The organism is Dermacoccus sp. Ellin185 (assembly GCF_000152185.1).
Classification (GTDB): Bacteria; Actinomycetota; Actinomycetes; order Actinomycetales; family Dermatophilaceae; genus Dermacoccus; species Dermacoccus nishinomiyaensis.
In genome coordinates this window covers 18,731-33,179 of sequence record NZ_AEIQ01000088.1, presented here as the reverse complement: position 1 = coordinate 33,179, position 14,449 = coordinate 18,731, and the positions used below count along the sequence as shown (strand labels likewise).

At 68.4% G+C, this 14,449-nt stretch carries 14 protein-coding genes; 6 read left to right on the top strand and 8 right to left on the bottom strand.

What is annotated here, in order from left to right; all coding sequences use genetic code 11:
* The first annotated feature begins 3 nt into the window (after positions 1–3).
* Genes HMPREF0321_RS09520 through HMPREF0321_RS09510 form a run of 3 tightly spaced genes read left to right on the top strand, consistent with a single transcriptional unit; the run spans position 4 to position 3,122 of the window.
* Positions 4–960: a carbohydrate ABC transporter permease gene (locus HMPREF0321_RS09520; RefSeq protein ID WP_006946255.1), complete on the top strand. Its 957-nt coding sequence runs from the start codon at positions 4–6 to the stop codon at positions 958–960.
* Positions 960–1,826 carry a carbohydrate ABC transporter permease gene (locus HMPREF0321_RS09515; protein ID WP_006946055.1) on the top strand — a complete coding sequence of 289 codons (867 nt, stop codon included), beginning with the start codon at positions 960–962 and terminating at the stop codon, positions 1,824–1,826. Before HMPREF0321_RS09520 ends, HMPREF0321_RS09515 begins: the two co-directional genes overlap by 1 nt.
* 27 nt (positions 1,827–1,853) lie before the next feature.
* Complete coding sequence (locus HMPREF0321_RS09510; RefSeq protein WP_006946297.1) at positions 1,854–3,122, top strand: ABC transporter ATP-binding protein; 1,269 nt, start codon at positions 1,854–1,856, stop codon at positions 3,120–3,122.
* Positions 3,123–3,382: 260 nt separating this feature from the next.
* Here HMPREF0321_RS09510 and HMPREF0321_RS09505 read toward each other — a convergent pair whose 3' ends face one another.
* Positions 3,383–4,315 (bottom strand): carbohydrate kinase, encoded by a 933-nt coding sequence (locus HMPREF0321_RS09505; protein ID WP_006946224.1) that lies wholly within the window; start codon positions 4,313–4,315, stop codon positions 3,383–3,385.
* Positions 4,316–4,368: 53 nt separating this feature from the next.
* Positions 4,369–5,373: a class II fructose-bisphosphatase gene (gene glpX / locus HMPREF0321_RS09500; RefSeq protein ID WP_006946101.1), complete on the bottom strand. Its 1,005-nt coding sequence runs from the start codon at positions 5,371–5,373 to the stop codon at positions 4,369–4,371.
* 188 nt (positions 5,374–5,561) lie between these two features.
* On the opposite strand from glpX, the gene HMPREF0321_RS09495 reads away from it, so the two are divergent.
* A complete protein-coding gene (locus HMPREF0321_RS09495; protein WP_081873592.1) occupies positions 5,562–6,122 on the top strand; it encodes a DUF4245 family protein in 561 nt (186 codons plus the stop codon).
* Between the two features lie 75 nt (positions 6,123–6,197).
* Here the strand turns inward: HMPREF0321_RS09495 and HMPREF0321_RS09490 are convergent, their stop codons facing one another.
* Positions 6,198–6,539, bottom strand: coding sequence for an exodeoxyribonuclease VII small subunit (locus HMPREF0321_RS09490; protein WP_006946291.1), 342 nt, complete (start codon positions 6,537–6,539; stop codon positions 6,198–6,200).
* Positions 6,536–7,975 (bottom strand): exodeoxyribonuclease VII large subunit, encoded by a 1,440-nt coding sequence (gene xseA, locus HMPREF0321_RS09485; RefSeq protein ID WP_006946237.1) that lies wholly within the window; start codon positions 7,973–7,975, stop codon positions 6,536–6,538. The genes HMPREF0321_RS09490 and xseA overlap by 4 nt, the downstream gene beginning before the upstream one ends.
* Positions 7,976–8,139: 164 nt before the next feature.
* Here xseA and HMPREF0321_RS09480 point away from each other — a divergent pair, with 164 nt between their 5' ends.
* Positions 8,140–9,165, top strand: a complete 1,026-nt coding sequence (locus HMPREF0321_RS09480) for a 4-hydroxy-3-methylbut-2-enyl diphosphate reductase (RefSeq protein ID WP_040014810.1) — start codon at positions 8,140–8,142, stop codon at positions 9,163–9,165.
* 98 nt (positions 9,166–9,263) lie between these two features.
* Here HMPREF0321_RS09480 and HMPREF0321_RS09475 read toward each other — a convergent pair whose 3' ends face one another.
* Together HMPREF0321_RS09475 and HMPREF0321_RS09470 are read right to left on the bottom strand one after the other, a co-directional pair.
* Positions 9,264–10,463 carry a DNA recombination protein RmuC gene (locus HMPREF0321_RS09475; RefSeq protein ID WP_006946157.1) on the bottom strand — a complete coding sequence of 400 codons (1,200 nt, stop codon included), beginning with the start codon at positions 10,461–10,463 and terminating at the stop codon, positions 9,264–9,266.
* A gap of 115 nt (positions 10,464–10,578) precedes the next feature.
* Positions 10,579–11,595, bottom strand: coding sequence for a DUF389 domain-containing protein (locus tag HMPREF0321_RS09470; protein WP_006946074.1), 1,017 nt, complete (start codon positions 11,593–11,595; stop codon positions 10,579–10,581).
* 84 nt (positions 11,596–11,679) lie between these two features.
* Here HMPREF0321_RS09470 and ychF point away from each other — a divergent pair, with 84 nt between their 5' ends.
* Positions 11,680–12,753 (top strand): redox-regulated ATPase YchF, encoded by a 1,074-nt coding sequence (gene ychF, locus HMPREF0321_RS09465; RefSeq protein WP_006946293.1) that lies wholly within the window; start codon positions 11,680–11,682, stop codon positions 12,751–12,753.
* Between the two features lie 97 nt (positions 12,754–12,850).
* On the opposite strand, the gene HMPREF0321_RS09460 is transcribed toward ychF, so the two are convergent.
* Both HMPREF0321_RS09460 and HMPREF0321_RS09455 read right to left on the bottom strand, forming a co-directional pair.
* The gene (locus HMPREF0321_RS09460; RefSeq protein WP_006946079.1) at positions 12,851–13,795 is read right to left on the bottom strand and encodes a DMT family transporter; all 945 of its coding nucleotides are present in this window, start codon (positions 13,793–13,795) and stop codon (positions 12,851–12,853) included.
* Positions 13,792–14,358, bottom strand: coding sequence for a TetR/AcrR family transcriptional regulator (locus HMPREF0321_RS09455; RefSeq protein WP_006946191.1), 567 nt, complete (start codon positions 14,356–14,358; stop codon positions 13,792–13,794). Before HMPREF0321_RS09455 ends, HMPREF0321_RS09460 begins: the two co-directional genes overlap by 4 nt.
* Positions 14,359–14,449: the final 91 nt, after the last annotated feature.

Here is a 14,449-nt window from a genome sequence, read left to right as displayed (position 1 = left end):
TCCATGGAGAAGAGTGCGGCCACCGGTGTCGCAACGGGGGCGAAGCGCAAGAAGGCGCCGCTCTCCGATCGCGCACGCGCCGAGCGCAACCTCGGGTGGAAGCTCGCGGGGCCGGCGTTCGTCGTCATGTGTCTCGTGACGCTGTACCCGATCCTCAACGCGCTGTACCTGTCGTTCTTCAAGTACCGCCTCACCGACCCGGCGGGCAAGAAGTTCGTGTGGTTCCAGAACTACGCCTCCGCGCTCAAGGACTCGCTGTTCTGGAACGCCATGGGCACGACGCTCATCATCACGATCGTCACGGTCGTCGTCGAGCTGATCCTCGGCTTCGCCATCGCGATGCTCATGAACAAGATCGTCATGCCACGACGCACGCTGCGCACCGTCGTCCTGCTGCCGTACGCGATCATCACGGTCGTCTCCGCGTTCGCGTGGAAGTTCGGCTTCGACGTCAGCACCGGCTTCGTCAACCACTGGCTGCACACCCTGACGTTCGGCTCGTTCCCGCTCGACTACGACTGGTTCGGTCAGCGGGGCAGCTCGCTGTTCGTCATCTGCCTGTCGGAGATCTGGAAGACGACGCCGTTCATGTCACTGCTGCTGCTGACGGGCCTCGCACAGGTCGACTCCTCGATGGAGGAGGCCGCCAAGGTCGACGGCGCCACCTGGTGGCAGCGCCTCACGAAGGTGATCCTGCCGAACATGAAGGCCGCCATCATGGTCGCCCTGCTGTTCCGCACGCTCGACGCCTTCCGCATCTTCGACAACCCGTACGTCATGACCGGCGGCGCCAACGACACGACGAGCCTTTCGATGCTCGTCTCCCGTGAAGCGATCGATCGCGTGGAGATCGGCATGGGCTCTGCCCTCGCTGTCATCCTCTTCCTCTGCGTGCTCATCATCGCGGCGATCTTCGTCAAGGGCTTCAAGGTCGACCTCGCTGCCGGGAGGAACAACTGATGGAAACCAACGTCTCGAACAAGGCCAAGTGGGGGATGTTCGGTTTCGCCATCCCCGTCATGATCTGGACGCTGCTGCCGCTCGTGTGGATCTTCGCGCTGTCGCTCAAGAGCGACGCAGCCCTCACGGACACGACGGGCAAGGAGAACAGCTTCGGCAACTTCTTCCCGACGCACCCGAGCTGGGACAACTACGAGTTGATCCTCAAGGGGGGAGCGTCCGACCTGTTCATGCCGGCGCTGTGGCACTCGATCGTCGTGTCGCTGCTCGCCACGCTGATCTCTGTCATCCTCGCGACGTTCTGCGCCTACGCGATCGCCCGCCTCGACTTCCCGGGCAAGAAGATGATCCTGACGATGGCGCTCGCCGTCTCGTTCTTCCCGGTCATCGCGATGGTGACGCCGCTGTTCAACATGTGGCGTCAGATCGGGCTGTTCGACACGATCCCCGGCCTCGTCATCCCGTACCTCGCGCTGACGCTGCCGCTGGCGATCTGGACGCTGTCCGCGTTCTTCCAGCAGATCCCGTGGGAGATGGAGCAGGCCGCCCAGGTCGACGGTGCGACGTCGTGGCAGGCGTTCCGCAAGGTCATCGCGCCGCTCGCCGGCCCGGGTGTCTTCACGACGGCCATCATCACGTTCTTCACGGCGTGGAACGACTTCGTGTTCGCCATCTCGCTGACGTCGGGCAACGCCCGCACGGTGCCCGCCGCGCTGAGCTTCTTCACCGGCGCCAGCCAGTTCACGCAGCCGACGGGCGCCATCGCCGCGGCCGCCGTCATCGTGACGATCCCCGTCATCATCCTCGTCCTGATCTTCCAGCGTCGGATCGTCTCCGGCCTCACCTCCGGCGCCGTCAAGGGCTGACGCCCGCCTCTTTAGGAGAGACACCTCATGTCCAGCATCCAGCTCAAGAACATCGTCAAGAAGTACGGCGACGGATTCCCGGCCGTCAACGACGTCAGCCTCGACATCGCCGACGGCGAGTTCATGATCCTCGTCGGCCCGTCCGGCTGCGGTAAGTCGACGCTGCTGCGCATGGTCGTCGGCCTCGAGGACATCACCTCCGGTGACCTCGAGATCAACGGCAAGCGCGTCAACGACCTCGCACCGCGCGACCGCAACCTCGCGATGGTGTTCCAGAACTACGCCCTCTACCCGCACCTGACGGTGTTCGAGAACATCGCGTTCCCGCTGCGGCTCAACAAGGGCAAGGTGAGCGATGACGAGATCCAGCGCAAGGTGCGCGAGGCGAGCAAGATGCTCGAACTCGACGAGCACCTCGAGCGCAAGCCCGGCAACCTCTCCGGTGGTCAGCGTCAGCGTGTCGCGATGGGCCGCGCGATCGTCCGCGACGCCGACGCGTTCCTGTTCGACGAGCCGCTGTCGAACCTCGACGCCAAGCTGCGCGGGCAGATGCGGACGGAGATCGCGCGCATGCAGCGTCGCCTCGGCATCACGACGATCTACGTCACGCACGACCAGACCGAGGCCATGACGCTCGGTGACCGCGTCGCCGTGCTGAAGAAGGGCGTGCTGCAGCAGTGTGCGAGCCCGCGCGAGCTGTACGAACAGCCCGCCAACCTCTTCGTCGCGGGCTTCATCGGCTCGCCGCCGATGAACTTCGTGCCCGCACGGGTCGAGGACACCACGCTGCGTCTGCCGTTCGCGACCGTGCCGATGACGGAGCAGCTCGCCCGTGACGTCGCGGGCAAGGACATCGTCATCGTCGGCATCCGCCCCGAGTACATCAAGGACGCCGAGGTCAACCCGGTCTCCGGTGGCGCGACGTTCAAGGCCGTCGTCGACCAGACGGAGTGGCTCGGCAACGAGCAGTACGCCTACATCCCGTTCGAGCAGGACCCGGCCGCGAAGCAGCACCTCGACGCGCTCGAGAAGGACCTCGACGGTGAGGGCGCTCGCAGCCAGCTCGTCGTCAACCTCGACGCTCGCTCGCAGATCTTCGAGGGCGACGAGGTCGAGTTCGCGTTCGACCCGGCACACATGCACGTGTTCGACCCGGAATCGGGCCACAACTACACGCGCAACGAGGAGAAGGCCACCCAGATCGCGGCGAACTCGGAGAAGCAGCGCAAGGCCGCGCTGCAGCGTGCCAAGGAGCGTGACGCCCGCGGCGCCATCTCCGGAGGAACGGACGTCTGAGCGTTTGATGTGAGCCTCATGCTCGGGTTCACCCCGAGCATCGGTTGAGGTCACGCTCCAGTAGAGGTCGAGGGCCCGCATCGGTGACGATGCGGGCCCTCGTGCTGTGTTCGTGCGGCATCCGAATACTGCGCGGTGGGGCTGCGTTGCAAGGACGCTGCCCTCGCAAGGACGGTGCTCGGCATGGCTGTGCTGTGTCGCCGTCGGGCCGTGGTTGTGCGCCGGGTGCACTGGCGCAAGCGTCGAGACCTGGTGCGAGCTCAGAGGCCGGCGATCTCTTCACGCGTGGGCGGGTTCGAGCCGGCGCGCGTCACCGTCGCCGAGGATGTGGCGATGGCGCGCGCGAGGGCGGGGCGCACGTCGTCCTCGCGGGCGTGCGCGAGGCGCTGACGGGCCTCGACACCGCCGAGCAGCCCGAGGTCGAGCAGCCCCGAGATGAGCCCTGACATGAACGAGTCGCCGGCGCCGACGGTGTCGGCGACCTCGACGGAGCGCCCGGCCACCTCGAAGGTGCCGCTCTCGGCGAGGCGGACGTGCGCTCCGTCACCGCCGCGGGTGATGATGACGAGTCGCGGCCCGAGGCCGGCCCACAACTCGGCGACCTCCTCGACGCTGCGGCCCGGGTAGAGCCACTGCGCGTCCTCGTCGGAGGACTTGATGACATCGACGTACCCGCAGAACTGCTCGACGCGCTCGCGCTCGTCGTCGGGGCTGCCCATGAGGGAGGGGCGCACGTTCGGGTCGAACGACGTCGTCGCGGACGCGTGAGCGGCCTTCAAAGCCTCGAAGACCGACGCGGAGCCCGGGGTGAGCGAGGCGCCGATCGAGCCGGTGTGGACGTGCGCGACATCCGTCGGCAGGCCCGTGACCGCCGGCCAGTCGATGGCGAAGTCGTACGTTGCGGCGCCGTCGTCATCGAGGTGGGCCTGAGCTGTCGACGTGGCGTCGAGGTCGAAGCTCGCGACCGTCAGCTCGACGCCCTCGTCGGTGAGCAGGCGCTGGATGCGGTGACCCCGCTCGTCCTCGCCGAGGTGCGTGGCGAGGACGGCGGGGTGGCCGAGGCGCGACAGCCCGACCGCGACGTTGAGCGGGCTGCCACCGACGTGTTCCGCGCTCTCGCCGTCGCGAGGATGGACGACGTCGATGAGGGCCTCACCGATGACGAGCGTGGTGGCGGTACTGGGCTGGGTCATGCGTCGGCTCCTGGCGTCTCGTCGCCGCGGCCGGCGTCATGCGCTGCCCCGACTTACTGGTACTGCTCCGAAGCGTATTCAGCCACCTTGCTCAGGCGGTGCTCGGCCTCGATGGTTCGTACGGTACCGCTCTTGCTGCGCATGACGAGCGAGCTCGTCGTGCAGCCGTTCTCGCGGTAGCGCACACCCTTGAGCAGTTCACCGTCGGTGATGCCCGTCGCGACGAAGAAGCAATTGTCGCCGCGGACGAGGTCGTTCGTCGTCAGCACACGATTGACGTCGTGGCCCGCGTCGAGGGCGCGCTGCTTCTCCTCGTCGTCCTTCGGCGCGAGACGGCCCTGGATGACGCCGCCGATGCACTTGATCGCGCACGCGGTGATGATGCCCTCAGGCGTGCCGCCGATGCCGAGCAACAGGTCGACACCCGTGTTGGGGCGGGCAGCCATGATGGCGCCGGCGACGTCGCCGTCGGAGATGAACTTGATGCGCGCGCCGGCGTCGCGGATCTCCTGCGCGAGCGGCTCATGGCGCGGGCGATCGAGCAGCACGACCGTGACGCCGTTGTTCGTCGTGTTCTTCGCCTTCGCGATGCGGCGGATGTTCTCGGCGACGGGCAGGCGGATGTCGACGACGTCCGCGGCCTCGGGGCCGGTGACGAGCTTGTCCATGTAGAACACGGCACTCGGGTCGTACATCGAGCCGCGCTCGCTGACGGCGAGGACGGAGACGGCGTTCGGCATGCCCTTCGCCGTCAGCGTCGTGCCGTCGATCGGGTCGACGGCGACGTCGACGTCAGGGCCCGTGCCGTCGCCCACCTGCTCACCGTTGAACAGCATCGGGGCCTCGTCCTTCTCGCCCTCGCCGATGACGACGGTGCCGTTCATGCTCACCGTCGAGATGAGGGTGCGCATCGCCTCGACGGCGGCGCCGTCCGCGAGGTTCTTCTCACCGCGACCGACCCAGGGGCCGGCGGCCATGGCGGCCGACTCGGTGACGCGCACGAGTTCGAGCGCCAGGTTGCGGTCGGGGATCTGGTAGGTGGGCAGCTTCGATGTCACGGTCGGTGTCTCCTCGATGTCGCACTGGTGTGGCGGCTGGCTCCCGCGGTGCTCGAGGCGGCGTGGCCGGGGCGGCGGACCGCCCCGGTTTCCGCTGACGCGGGTGCGTCGGCGAACATGGGGGAGTGAGTACCCCGCACGAGAAGGCCACGACCACCGAGCCGACACAGCCTGCGTCAGCGCCGGCCATGCCCCCGCCCCCTCCGCCGAAGCGGCGCGGGATGCAGGGAAACGCCAAGAGCATGGTCCTGTCCATGATCGCTTGTATCGCCGGCTGTTTGGTGATTTTGGCCCTCATTCCTCGTCAGGGGGCCACGAAACTGCCCACCGTGCAGGCGTCACAGATCGCGCGCGAGGTGTCGTCGACGAAGCACTGGGACGTCGCCGTCGCCGACGGGCTCGGTTCGCCGTGGCGTGCCGTCAACGTCGCGATCGTGCCGGGCGACAAGGATCACGCGGAGCGTTGGCGCGCGGGCTATCAGGGTGACGGTGAGGACTACGTCTCGATCCAGCAGCGCAAGGACGGCGGCGCGGCGTGGATCAAGGACGTTGCATCCGGCTCTGATGCCGGCAGCGTCGACCTCGGGGGCGTGAGCTGGCGCAAGGTCGAGATGCAGTCGGGCCAGAAGGGGCTCGTGCGCTCGCAGCCGCTCGCCGGGCTCGACACCGTCGTCACCGGCAAGGGCTCGTGGGCCCAGTTGCAGCAGATCGCCACGGCGGCCAAGCCGTACAGCCAGATCGCGAAGTGAGCGAACGCGAGCGTCGGGAACGCTGAACTCGGACGCGCTCAGGCCGGGCGCGCGTAGTGCCCGGCGCGCGGCGCGTCAGGCTCGTTCGCTGCCGTTCTCTCGGCGCGCGACGGCTTCTTCGATGCGCGACTGTGCCCCGTCGAGCCACCGCGTGCAGTGATCGGCGAGGGCCTCGCCGCGCTCCCACAGCCGCATGCTCTCCTCGAGCGGCGCGCGACCACCTTCGAGCGTCGTGACGATCTGGGCGAGCTCGTCGCGAGCCTGTTCGTAACCCATGCTCGCGATGTCGGCGTTTGTGGCATCGGTCGCGCTCGCGGGCACGGTGCCAGGGGTGCCGGCCTGGGCGGCATCGGTCGAGTCGTGGTTCATGACGTCGTCGGACGCCTCGTTCGCGGGTGCCTCGTGCGAGTCGCTCATGCGTCGTCCTCGGTGGTCTCGGATCGGGTGGTGGTGGGCGCCGCGTCGTCGCCAGCCGTCGCCGGTGCAGTCTTCTTCTTGGCCTTCGGGGCATCGGACGCGCGTCCCTGCGTCGCTTTCTTCGACGATGCAGCCGTGCGCGCCTTCGTTGTCGTCGGCGTACCCGCTCGGCGCGTCCGCGGTTTGCCGCTGTAGGGCGTGACGGCGAAGTTGCCCTGCGACACGGTCACCTTGAGGATGTCGTCGACGCTGACGTCGTCGCGGGCCATGACGAGGGAGCCGTCGGCGTGTTGGACGACGGCGTACCCGCGGTCGAGGGTCTTCTGCGGGGACAGGGCGACCACCTGGGCGCGCCCGTGAGCGATCTGGTCGCGCGCGCGGGTGAGACGCTGCCGCATCGCGTAGGCGCTGCGGTTCGTGAGGCGGTCGACCTCGTCGCGTTGCTGGGTGACGAGGGTGCCCGGTTCGCGCAGCACGGGCCGCCCGACGAGGGAGTTGAGGTGGCGCCGTTCGGCGGCGAAGCGGCCGCGCAGGCCTTGGCTGAGCCGCGCGCGGTGTTGCGCGAGGGCGGTCTGTTCGGCGGCCAGATCCGGTACGACGAGCTTGGCGGCGTCCGTCGGGGTCGAGGCGCGTCGGTCGGCGACGTGATCGAGCAGCGGCGTGTCGACGTCGTGCCCGATAGCGCTGACGACGGGAGTGCGCGCGGCGCTGACGGCCCGCACGAGCGTCTCGTTGCTGAACCCGAGCAGGTCCTCGAAGGAGCCGCCGCCGCGCGCGATGACGATGACGTCGACGTGGTCGAGACCGTCGAGTTCGCGCAGGGCGCCGCTGACGGCGGTGACGCAGTCGGGGCCCTGGACGGGAACGTGGCGGATCTCGAAGTGGGCGGCCGGCCAGCGCCGTCGCGCGTTCTCGACGACGTCGTTCTCGGCTGCGCCCTCGCGGCCGGTGATGAGCCCGATGACGCGGGGCAGGAACGGCAGCGGCCGTTTGCGGTCGGGGGCGAACAGGCCCTCTGCGTCGAGCGTGCGCTTGAGCTGTTCGAGGCGCAGGAGCAGCTCGCCCTCGCCGACGGGCCGCATCGTGCGGCCCTCCATCATGAGGCTGCCGCGCTTCGTCCAGAACGTCGGTTTGGCGTGCACGACGACGCGCGCCCCTTCACGAACTGCGGGGCCCATAGCGTTGAGCGTGTTCGTCGGAACGGTGAGGGAGAGGGACATGTCGACGTCGGCGTCCCGCAGCGTCAAATACGCGGTGCGGGCGCGGACGTTGAGTTGCACGATCTGCCCCTCGACCCACAGCGGCGACATGCGATCGACGTACTGCGCGATCTTCATGCTGAGCACGCGCACCGGCCACGGCTGCTCGGCGGTCGTGTCGCCCGCGAGGGCCGGAAGGCCCGCCGGCGTGCCCGTGCCTGGGGGTGTGCTCGTCACGGGGCAACTCTACGGGGGCGAGGCGCCCGGCTCGGGCGCGAAGGACGAATGCGGCGGTGAGGTGCGCTCTGCGGGAGCGAACAGTCTGCGGCACTCGCGTTCGCGACCCCACGACGCGTGATGCCGCTCCCACTCGCTCGGCCTCGGAGGCCGTGGTCGTTACGATGGTGGGCGTGGATACCCAGACGAAGCGAGTTCTCCTGGCCGCGCCGCGCGGATACTGCGCGGGCGTGGATCGGGCCGTCATCACCGTCGAGAAGGCTCTCGACCTCTACGGCCCGCCGGTGTACGTGCGCAAGGAGATCGTCCACAACAAGCATGTCGTGACGACGCTCGAGAAACGCGGCGCGATCTTCGTCGACGAGACCGACCAGGTGCCTGAGGGCGCGACCGTCATCTTCTCTGCGCACGGGGTCGCTCCCGTCGTGCACGAGGAGGCGAAGGCGTTGAGCCTCAAGACGATCGACGCCACATGCCCGCTCGTCACGAAGGTGCACCGCGAGGCCACGCGCTTCGCGAGCCAGGACTACGACATCCTGCTCATCGGGCACGAGGGGCACGAGGAGGTCGTCGGCACTGCGGGTGAGGCGCCCGAGCACATCACGCTCGTCGACGGGCCCGACGATGTCGTCAACGTCGATGTGCGCGACCCGGAGCGCGTCGTGTGGTTGTCGCAGACGACGCTGAGCGTCGACGAGACGATGGAGACGGTGCGCCGGCTGCGCGAGAAGTTTCCGCACCTGCAGGATCCGCCGAGCGACGACATCTGCTACGCCACGCAGAACCGTCAGCTCGCCGTCAAGCAGATGGCGCCCGAGTGCGACCTCATGATCGTCGTCGGCTCGCGCAACTCGTCTAACTCGGTCCGTCTCGTCGAGGTGGCGCTGGAGCACGGTTCGCGCGCCGGGCACCTCGTCGACTACGCCGATGAGCTCGACGAGGCATGGCTCGACGGGGTCACGACCGTCGGTGTGACCTCGGGGGCGTCGGTGCCGGAGATCCTCGTGCGCGGGGTGCTCGACTACCTCGCCGCGCGCGGCTATGAGGACGTCAAGCCGATCGTCGCCGCCGAGGAGAGCCTGCTGTTCGCGCTGCCGAACGAACTGCGCCGTGACCTCAAGGCGCGCGGCATGTCCGACTCGATGCGCGGCGGCGAGCAGGTCGCCCAGGGCGCCGACTCGCTTCACTGAGACATGCCGCCGCGCTGACGCGTGCGGGCGTCGGGCCCTCGCTCCATGTCGGAGCGGGGGCCTTCGACATCCCGTCCAGCATGCCCGGCCGCGCACCGTCAGCCCCGCTCGTCCGAGGGGTTGCCCGGCGCGGGTTCGGCCGGCGTGGGTTCGGCCAGCACGGGCTCGAGCAGCGCCTCGTGGGTGAGCGGGCGCGGCGTCACGTCCAGGGGTGCGACGCCCCGCGGCGGGGTGGCGGAGACGTCGAGGTCGTGCATCCGCCGCGCCGTGACGAGGACGCGGCTCTCGAGCGAGCCGACGAACAGGTTGTAGGCCTCGACGCTGCGTCGCAACGAGCCGCCGAGGTCGTGGGTGTGCTTGGCCAGCACTCCGATGCGCTCGTACAGTTCCCGCCCGAGCGTGAGGAGTTCGCGGGCGTTCTCCTCGAGCGTCGCCTGCTGCCACATCGCGCTGACGCTGCGCATCGTCGCGATGAGGGTGCTCGGCGAGGCGAGCACGACGTGACGCTCCATCGCCTCCTCGAGCAAACCGGGGTCGGCATTGAGCGCTGACGCGAGAATCGCGTCGCCCGGCACGAAGCAGATGACGAACGCGGGCGCCTGCGGCAGTGCCGTCCAGTAGCGCTTCGAGGCGAGCGTGTCGACGTGCGAGCGCAGCTGCTTGGCGTGGCGCCCCAACGCGGCGCTGCGGGCGCGTTCGTCGAGGTCCGCCTCCTGCGCCGCGAGGAACGCACTCAGCGGCGCCTTGGCATCGATGACGAGCGAACGCTCGCCCGGCAGATGGACGACGACGTCGGGGCGCACGTCGTCACCGGTGTCGTTGCGCCCGCGCCACTGCTCGTCGAAGTCGCAGCGACGCAGCATGCCCGACAGCTCGAGGATGCGCCGCAACTGCGATTCGCCCCACTGCCCGCGCACGCTCGAGGCGTTGAGCGAACCGGCCAGCGATGAGGTCTCGCGCCGCAGCTCGTCGGTCGTCGCGGTGACGCGCCGCAGGGCGACGTCGACGGAGCTGAACTGCTCGACACGGTCGCGTTCCAGCGTCGCGACCTGGCGCTCGACGCGGCTCAGGGCGTCACGCAGGGGCCCCAGAAGTGCGGCCGTCTGCGCGTCGTCGCTCACCGTCGCCTCGAGGTCGACGATGCGTTCGCGCAGCACGTCGCGTTCGGCCTGCGCCGCGGCGAGCTGTGCGACGTCGTCCGTCGGGGTCACGGCCGTGCGTCGCAGGGCGACCCACATGGCGAGGGCTCCGAGAGCGAGACCGGCGACGAACGTCACGAAGATGGCTGTTGTCTGCACGGGTGAAACTCAAGCATCTGCCACCGACAACCCCGGAGCGGCGAGGTTTGTCGGTGCGCTGCGTGTGCGGTGGAGGTGCCAGGTCGGCGCCTGTCACCACCGTGCGGTGGCGGCGTCAGTGCTCCCGTGGGGCGACGGCGGCGGGTGAGGTCGGGCTCGGGCCGAGTTGCGCGCGTAGCCGCCGTTCGGAGGAACGGTGGCGCATGGCGTCGCTGAGGTGGCGCCAGACGAGGCGTTGCACGACGAGCGTCAGCACGCCCGCGATGATCATTCCGGCGAGGTTCATGGCGAGCTGCGCGGCGGATCCGGTGATCTCGGCCGCGTCGAAGATGGCGAGGCCGAGGGCGAGGTTTCCGGCGGCGGGCACCGTCGTGACGGAGATGAAGACGCCCACCATGGCGCTCGTCTTGTCGGTCGCCAGGGCGAGCACCCCGGCCGTGCCGGCGAGCAGCGCCACGATGAACGACCACAGGTCGGGGCGCCAGATGAAGCCCGTCTGAGGGCGGGGGCGTGTCACGTCGGCGGCCGAGACGACGTCGAGCGATGCCGCGAGCAGGGCGGCGAGCATGATGACGACGATGGCGAACGCGAATGTCCACAGCAGGGTGGCGGCGCTGCGCGCGGCGAGGCGCCAACGTCCGAGGGCGATGCCGGTGCAGATCGCGGCGATGACGGCGAACTCGGGCCCGACGACCATCGCGCCGACGACGAGGACGGCCGAGTCGGTGATGACGGCGATGCTCGCGAGGGCCGTTGCGATGCAGAGGAACACGAGGTAGGTCGCCGTCGGTGAGCTCGCCTTCTCTGCCTCTCGTTCGACGAGGTGCCAGATCACGGCGTCGTCCGGGTCGCCGTGCGCGGCTTCTTCGACGTCGTGCGCGGCGTCGAACGGGGTGCCGAGGGGTTGGCCGATGACGATGCCGCCGCGGTGGCCGAGGCCGACGGCGTTGAGGTCGTCGAGGACGGCGGTGGCGGCTTCGCGGGCGACGTCGGCTTCGAAGACGTCGCCGGCCGGTTTGAGGGACGCGCCGCGCAGGTGGGTGAGGTTGGTGAGGCGGGCGTCGTCGCTCAGGGTGTCGCGGACGGCGTCGGTGAGGTCCGTCGGCACGTTGAGACGCAGGTGCACGAGCATGGCGTCATTGTGTCAGCGCCGCTGATGTCGAAGGCGTCCGTCGGATGAAGCCGGCGCGGGCGGTGGCACGTAGACTCTTCTCTCGTGGCTCTTACCATCGGAATCGTCGGTCTCCCCAACGTCGGCAAGTCGACCATGTTCAACGCTCTGACGAAGAACAACGTGCTCGCTGCCAACTATCCCTTCGCAACGATCGAGCCGAACGTCGGTGTCGTGCCGTTGCCGGATCCGCGGTTGAAGAAGCTCGCGGAGATCTTCGGTTCGGCGGCGATCCTGCCGGCGACGGTGTCGTTCGTCGACATCGCGGGCATCGTCAAGGGTGCGTCCGAGGGGGAGGGGCTGGGGAACAAGTTCCTCGCCAACATTCGTGAGGCGGACGCGATCTGCCAGGTCGTGCGCGCGTTCGTCGATGACGACGTGCACCATGTCGACGGCAAGGTGTCGCCGAGTTCGGATCTGGAGACGATCAACACCGAGCTGATCCTCGCCGATCTGCAGACGCTGGAGAAGGCTGTGCCGCGTCTGGAGAAGGAGGTCAAGGGCAAGAAGACCGAGAAGTCGGTCTATGACGCTGCCCTGGCCGCGCAGAAGGTGCTCGAGGAGGGCAAGACGCTGAGCTCCGTCGGTTTCGACACGAGCGAGATCCGCGAGCTCGGGCTGCTGACGGCGAAGCCGTTCATCTATGTGTTCAACGTCGACGAGTCGCAGCTGACGGACGAGGCGTTCCAGGCCGAGATGCAGGCGCTCGTCGCGCCGGCGGAGGCGATCTTCCTCAATGCGCAGCTCGAGTCCGAGGTCGCCGAGCTCGACGAGGACGACGCGAAGGAGCTGCTCGAGTCGGTCGGTATCACCGAGCCGGGCCTGGAGCAGCTCGCGCACAAGGGTTTCAACACGCTCGGGCTGCAGACGTATCTGACGGCCGGGCCGAAGGAGACGCGCGCCTGGACGATCGGCAAGGGCTGGACGGCGCCCATGGCCGCCGGCGTCATCCACACCGACTTCCAGAAGGGCTTCATCAAGGCTGAGATCATCTCATTCGACGATCTCGTCGAGTGTGGTTCGGTGGCCGAGGCTCGCGCGAAGGGCAAGGCCCGCATGGAAGGCAAGGACTACGTCATGCAGGACGGCGACGTGGTGGAATTTAGATTTGCGCTTTAGCCTCTCCACAGAGCTATTTGGGCCGCACCAAGTGATTTGATCCCGGTCCTGGGCGGATCTCCAGGTCTTGCCCGACGTCTATCTCAGGCCGACTGATTCAGACTTCCTGACCTATCGGGAGCTCGCTAGAACGCGACGGTTCGGCGGCACGCGCCTGTGTCGCAGGTGCGAGCGAGAGGACCAGGAGCGAGGCGCAGATGCCCGCCAGTCCAACCCAGCCGAGGGCGGGGAGGCGCTCACCGACGATGACCACCGCCAGGAGGGCGGCGATTGCGGGTTCAGCGAGGGTGAGCGTTGTCGCGGCGCTTAGAGTGACGCGCGTGAGGCCGTACCCGAAGAGCAGATAGCCCAGGAACATCGGGACCATTGCCATGTAGAGCCCGACCATCATGGGCTGGGCGGAAGCGATGAGTGGTGCGCCGGTGAGCATGAGTACGGGCATCAGCGCAATGCCGCCCAGACCGAAGACAGCGCCCATCGCTGCCGCGCGCCCGACGCCGCGGTTCATGAGGCGGTGAGCGCTCCACGAGTACATGGCGTAGGTTGCGCCAGCAACCAGGCCGAGGATGACGCCGGCGACCGTGGGGAGCGTCTCGCTCGGCGAGTCGTGCATCTTCGCAGCGCACAGTACTGCGCTGCCCGCGATGCCGAGCGCTACGGCGAGCATCCACCAGCCGCTGAGTCTGCGTCGCTCGATCACTCGTTCCAGAAGGCCCGAGGCGATGGGGGCAGAGCCGAGGGACACAACAGTGCCGACCGCGACGCCAGCCAGATGCATCGAGCTGTAGAAGGCCAGCGGGTAGATCAGCACGGCTGCGGCTCCGACGAGCACTGTCCCACGTTGCGAAGACAGTGCGGGTCGTTCCCGGCGGAGCGAGGGGGCCGCGATGGCTGCCTGCAGGATCCCGCCGATGCCGAGCGCGGCCGCGCCCATGGCCAGCGGGCCGACTGTCGGTGCGAACGTCGCCGCAGTCCCCGTGGTACCCCACAGGAGGGCGGCGGCGAGCACCGCGAAGATGCCGGTGGGGGAGCCTCGCTTCACAGTGCGGCCAGCATCCGCGATGCGATGGCTCGGGCGTGCTCCAGGCGCGCCGGGGTGCCCTCGAGACCTGCCCGTGCGACGGCTCCTTCGAGGAGGAAGCTGAAGTGCTCGGCCAGCTCCAGCGCCTCGGCGTCGGTGGCCATGACTTCCAGGTTCTCGACGAGAATCCGCTCCACCTGCTCCTTGTGCGCGCGCACGGCCGAGCGAGCAGGGTGTCCGGCCGGGAACTCGGCGGCCGCATTGAGCAGCCCGCATCCCCGGAAGCCCTTGCCGTAGGCATCGTTCGCGTGGTCGATGTAGGCGTCGAACACTGCCAGCACTCGGTCTGCTGCCGTAGACGCCTTCACCGCACGTGCCTGGTGGAGGCCGAGCCACTCCTCGTGGCGGGAATCGATATAAGCGCTGACGAGCTCTGCCTTGGACGAGAAGTTGTTGTAGAGGCTCTTCTTCGCGACCCCGGCCTCAGAAGTGATCGTGTCGATCCCTGTCGCGTGCACGCCGTCCTCGTAGAAGCGTCTCGCTGCGGCATCGAGCAGCCGCTCTCGCGCTGATCCTTGATTCATGTCGCCCTCCGGTAGTAGGTAGGTCAGTCTACCTACTACCGAGAGTTGTCTCAATCTCTGTGCGCTTGGATGCTTACGAGCACGGGCGCGA

What these genes read in the sequence shown, in the direction of transcription:
- HMPREF0321_RS09455 (WP_006946191.1), bottom strand. Translation starts at nt 14,358, where the DNA reads ATGAATCAAGGATCAGCGCGAGAGCGGCTGCTCGATGCCGCAGCGAGA.
- HMPREF0321_RS09505 (WP_006946224.1), bottom strand. Translation starts at nt 4,315, where the DNA reads ATGACCCAGCCCAGTACCGCCACCACGCTCGTCATCGGTGAGGCCCTC.
- HMPREF0321_RS09470 (WP_006946074.1), bottom strand. Translation starts at nt 11,595, where the DNA reads ATGCTCGTGCACCTGCGTCTCAACGTGCCGACGGACCTCACCGACGCC.
- HMPREF0321_RS09510 (WP_006946297.1), top strand. Translation starts at nt 1,854, where the DNA reads ATGTCCAGCATCCAGCTCAAGAACATCGTCAAGAAGTACGGCGACGGA.
- HMPREF0321_RS09515 (WP_006946055.1), top strand. Translation starts at nt 960, where the DNA reads ATGGAAACCAACGTCTCGAACAAGGCCAAGTGGGGGATGTTCGGTTTC.
- HMPREF0321_RS09480 (WP_040014810.1), top strand. Translation starts at nt 8,140, where the DNA reads ATGGTGGGCGTGGATACCCAGACGAAGCGAGTTCTCCTGGCCGCGCCG.
- HMPREF0321_RS09495 (WP_081873592.1), top strand. Translation starts at nt 5,562, where the DNA reads ATGCCCCCGCCCCCTCCGCCGAAGCGGCGCGGGATGCAGGGAAACGCC.
- HMPREF0321_RS09520 (WP_006946255.1), top strand. Translation starts at nt 4, where the DNA reads ATGGAGAAGAGTGCGGCCACCGGTGTCGCAACGGGGGCGAAGCGCAAG.
- HMPREF0321_RS09490 (WP_006946291.1), bottom strand. Translation starts at nt 6,539, where the DNA reads ATGAGCGACTCGCACGAGGCACCCGCGAACGAGGCGTCCGACGACGTC.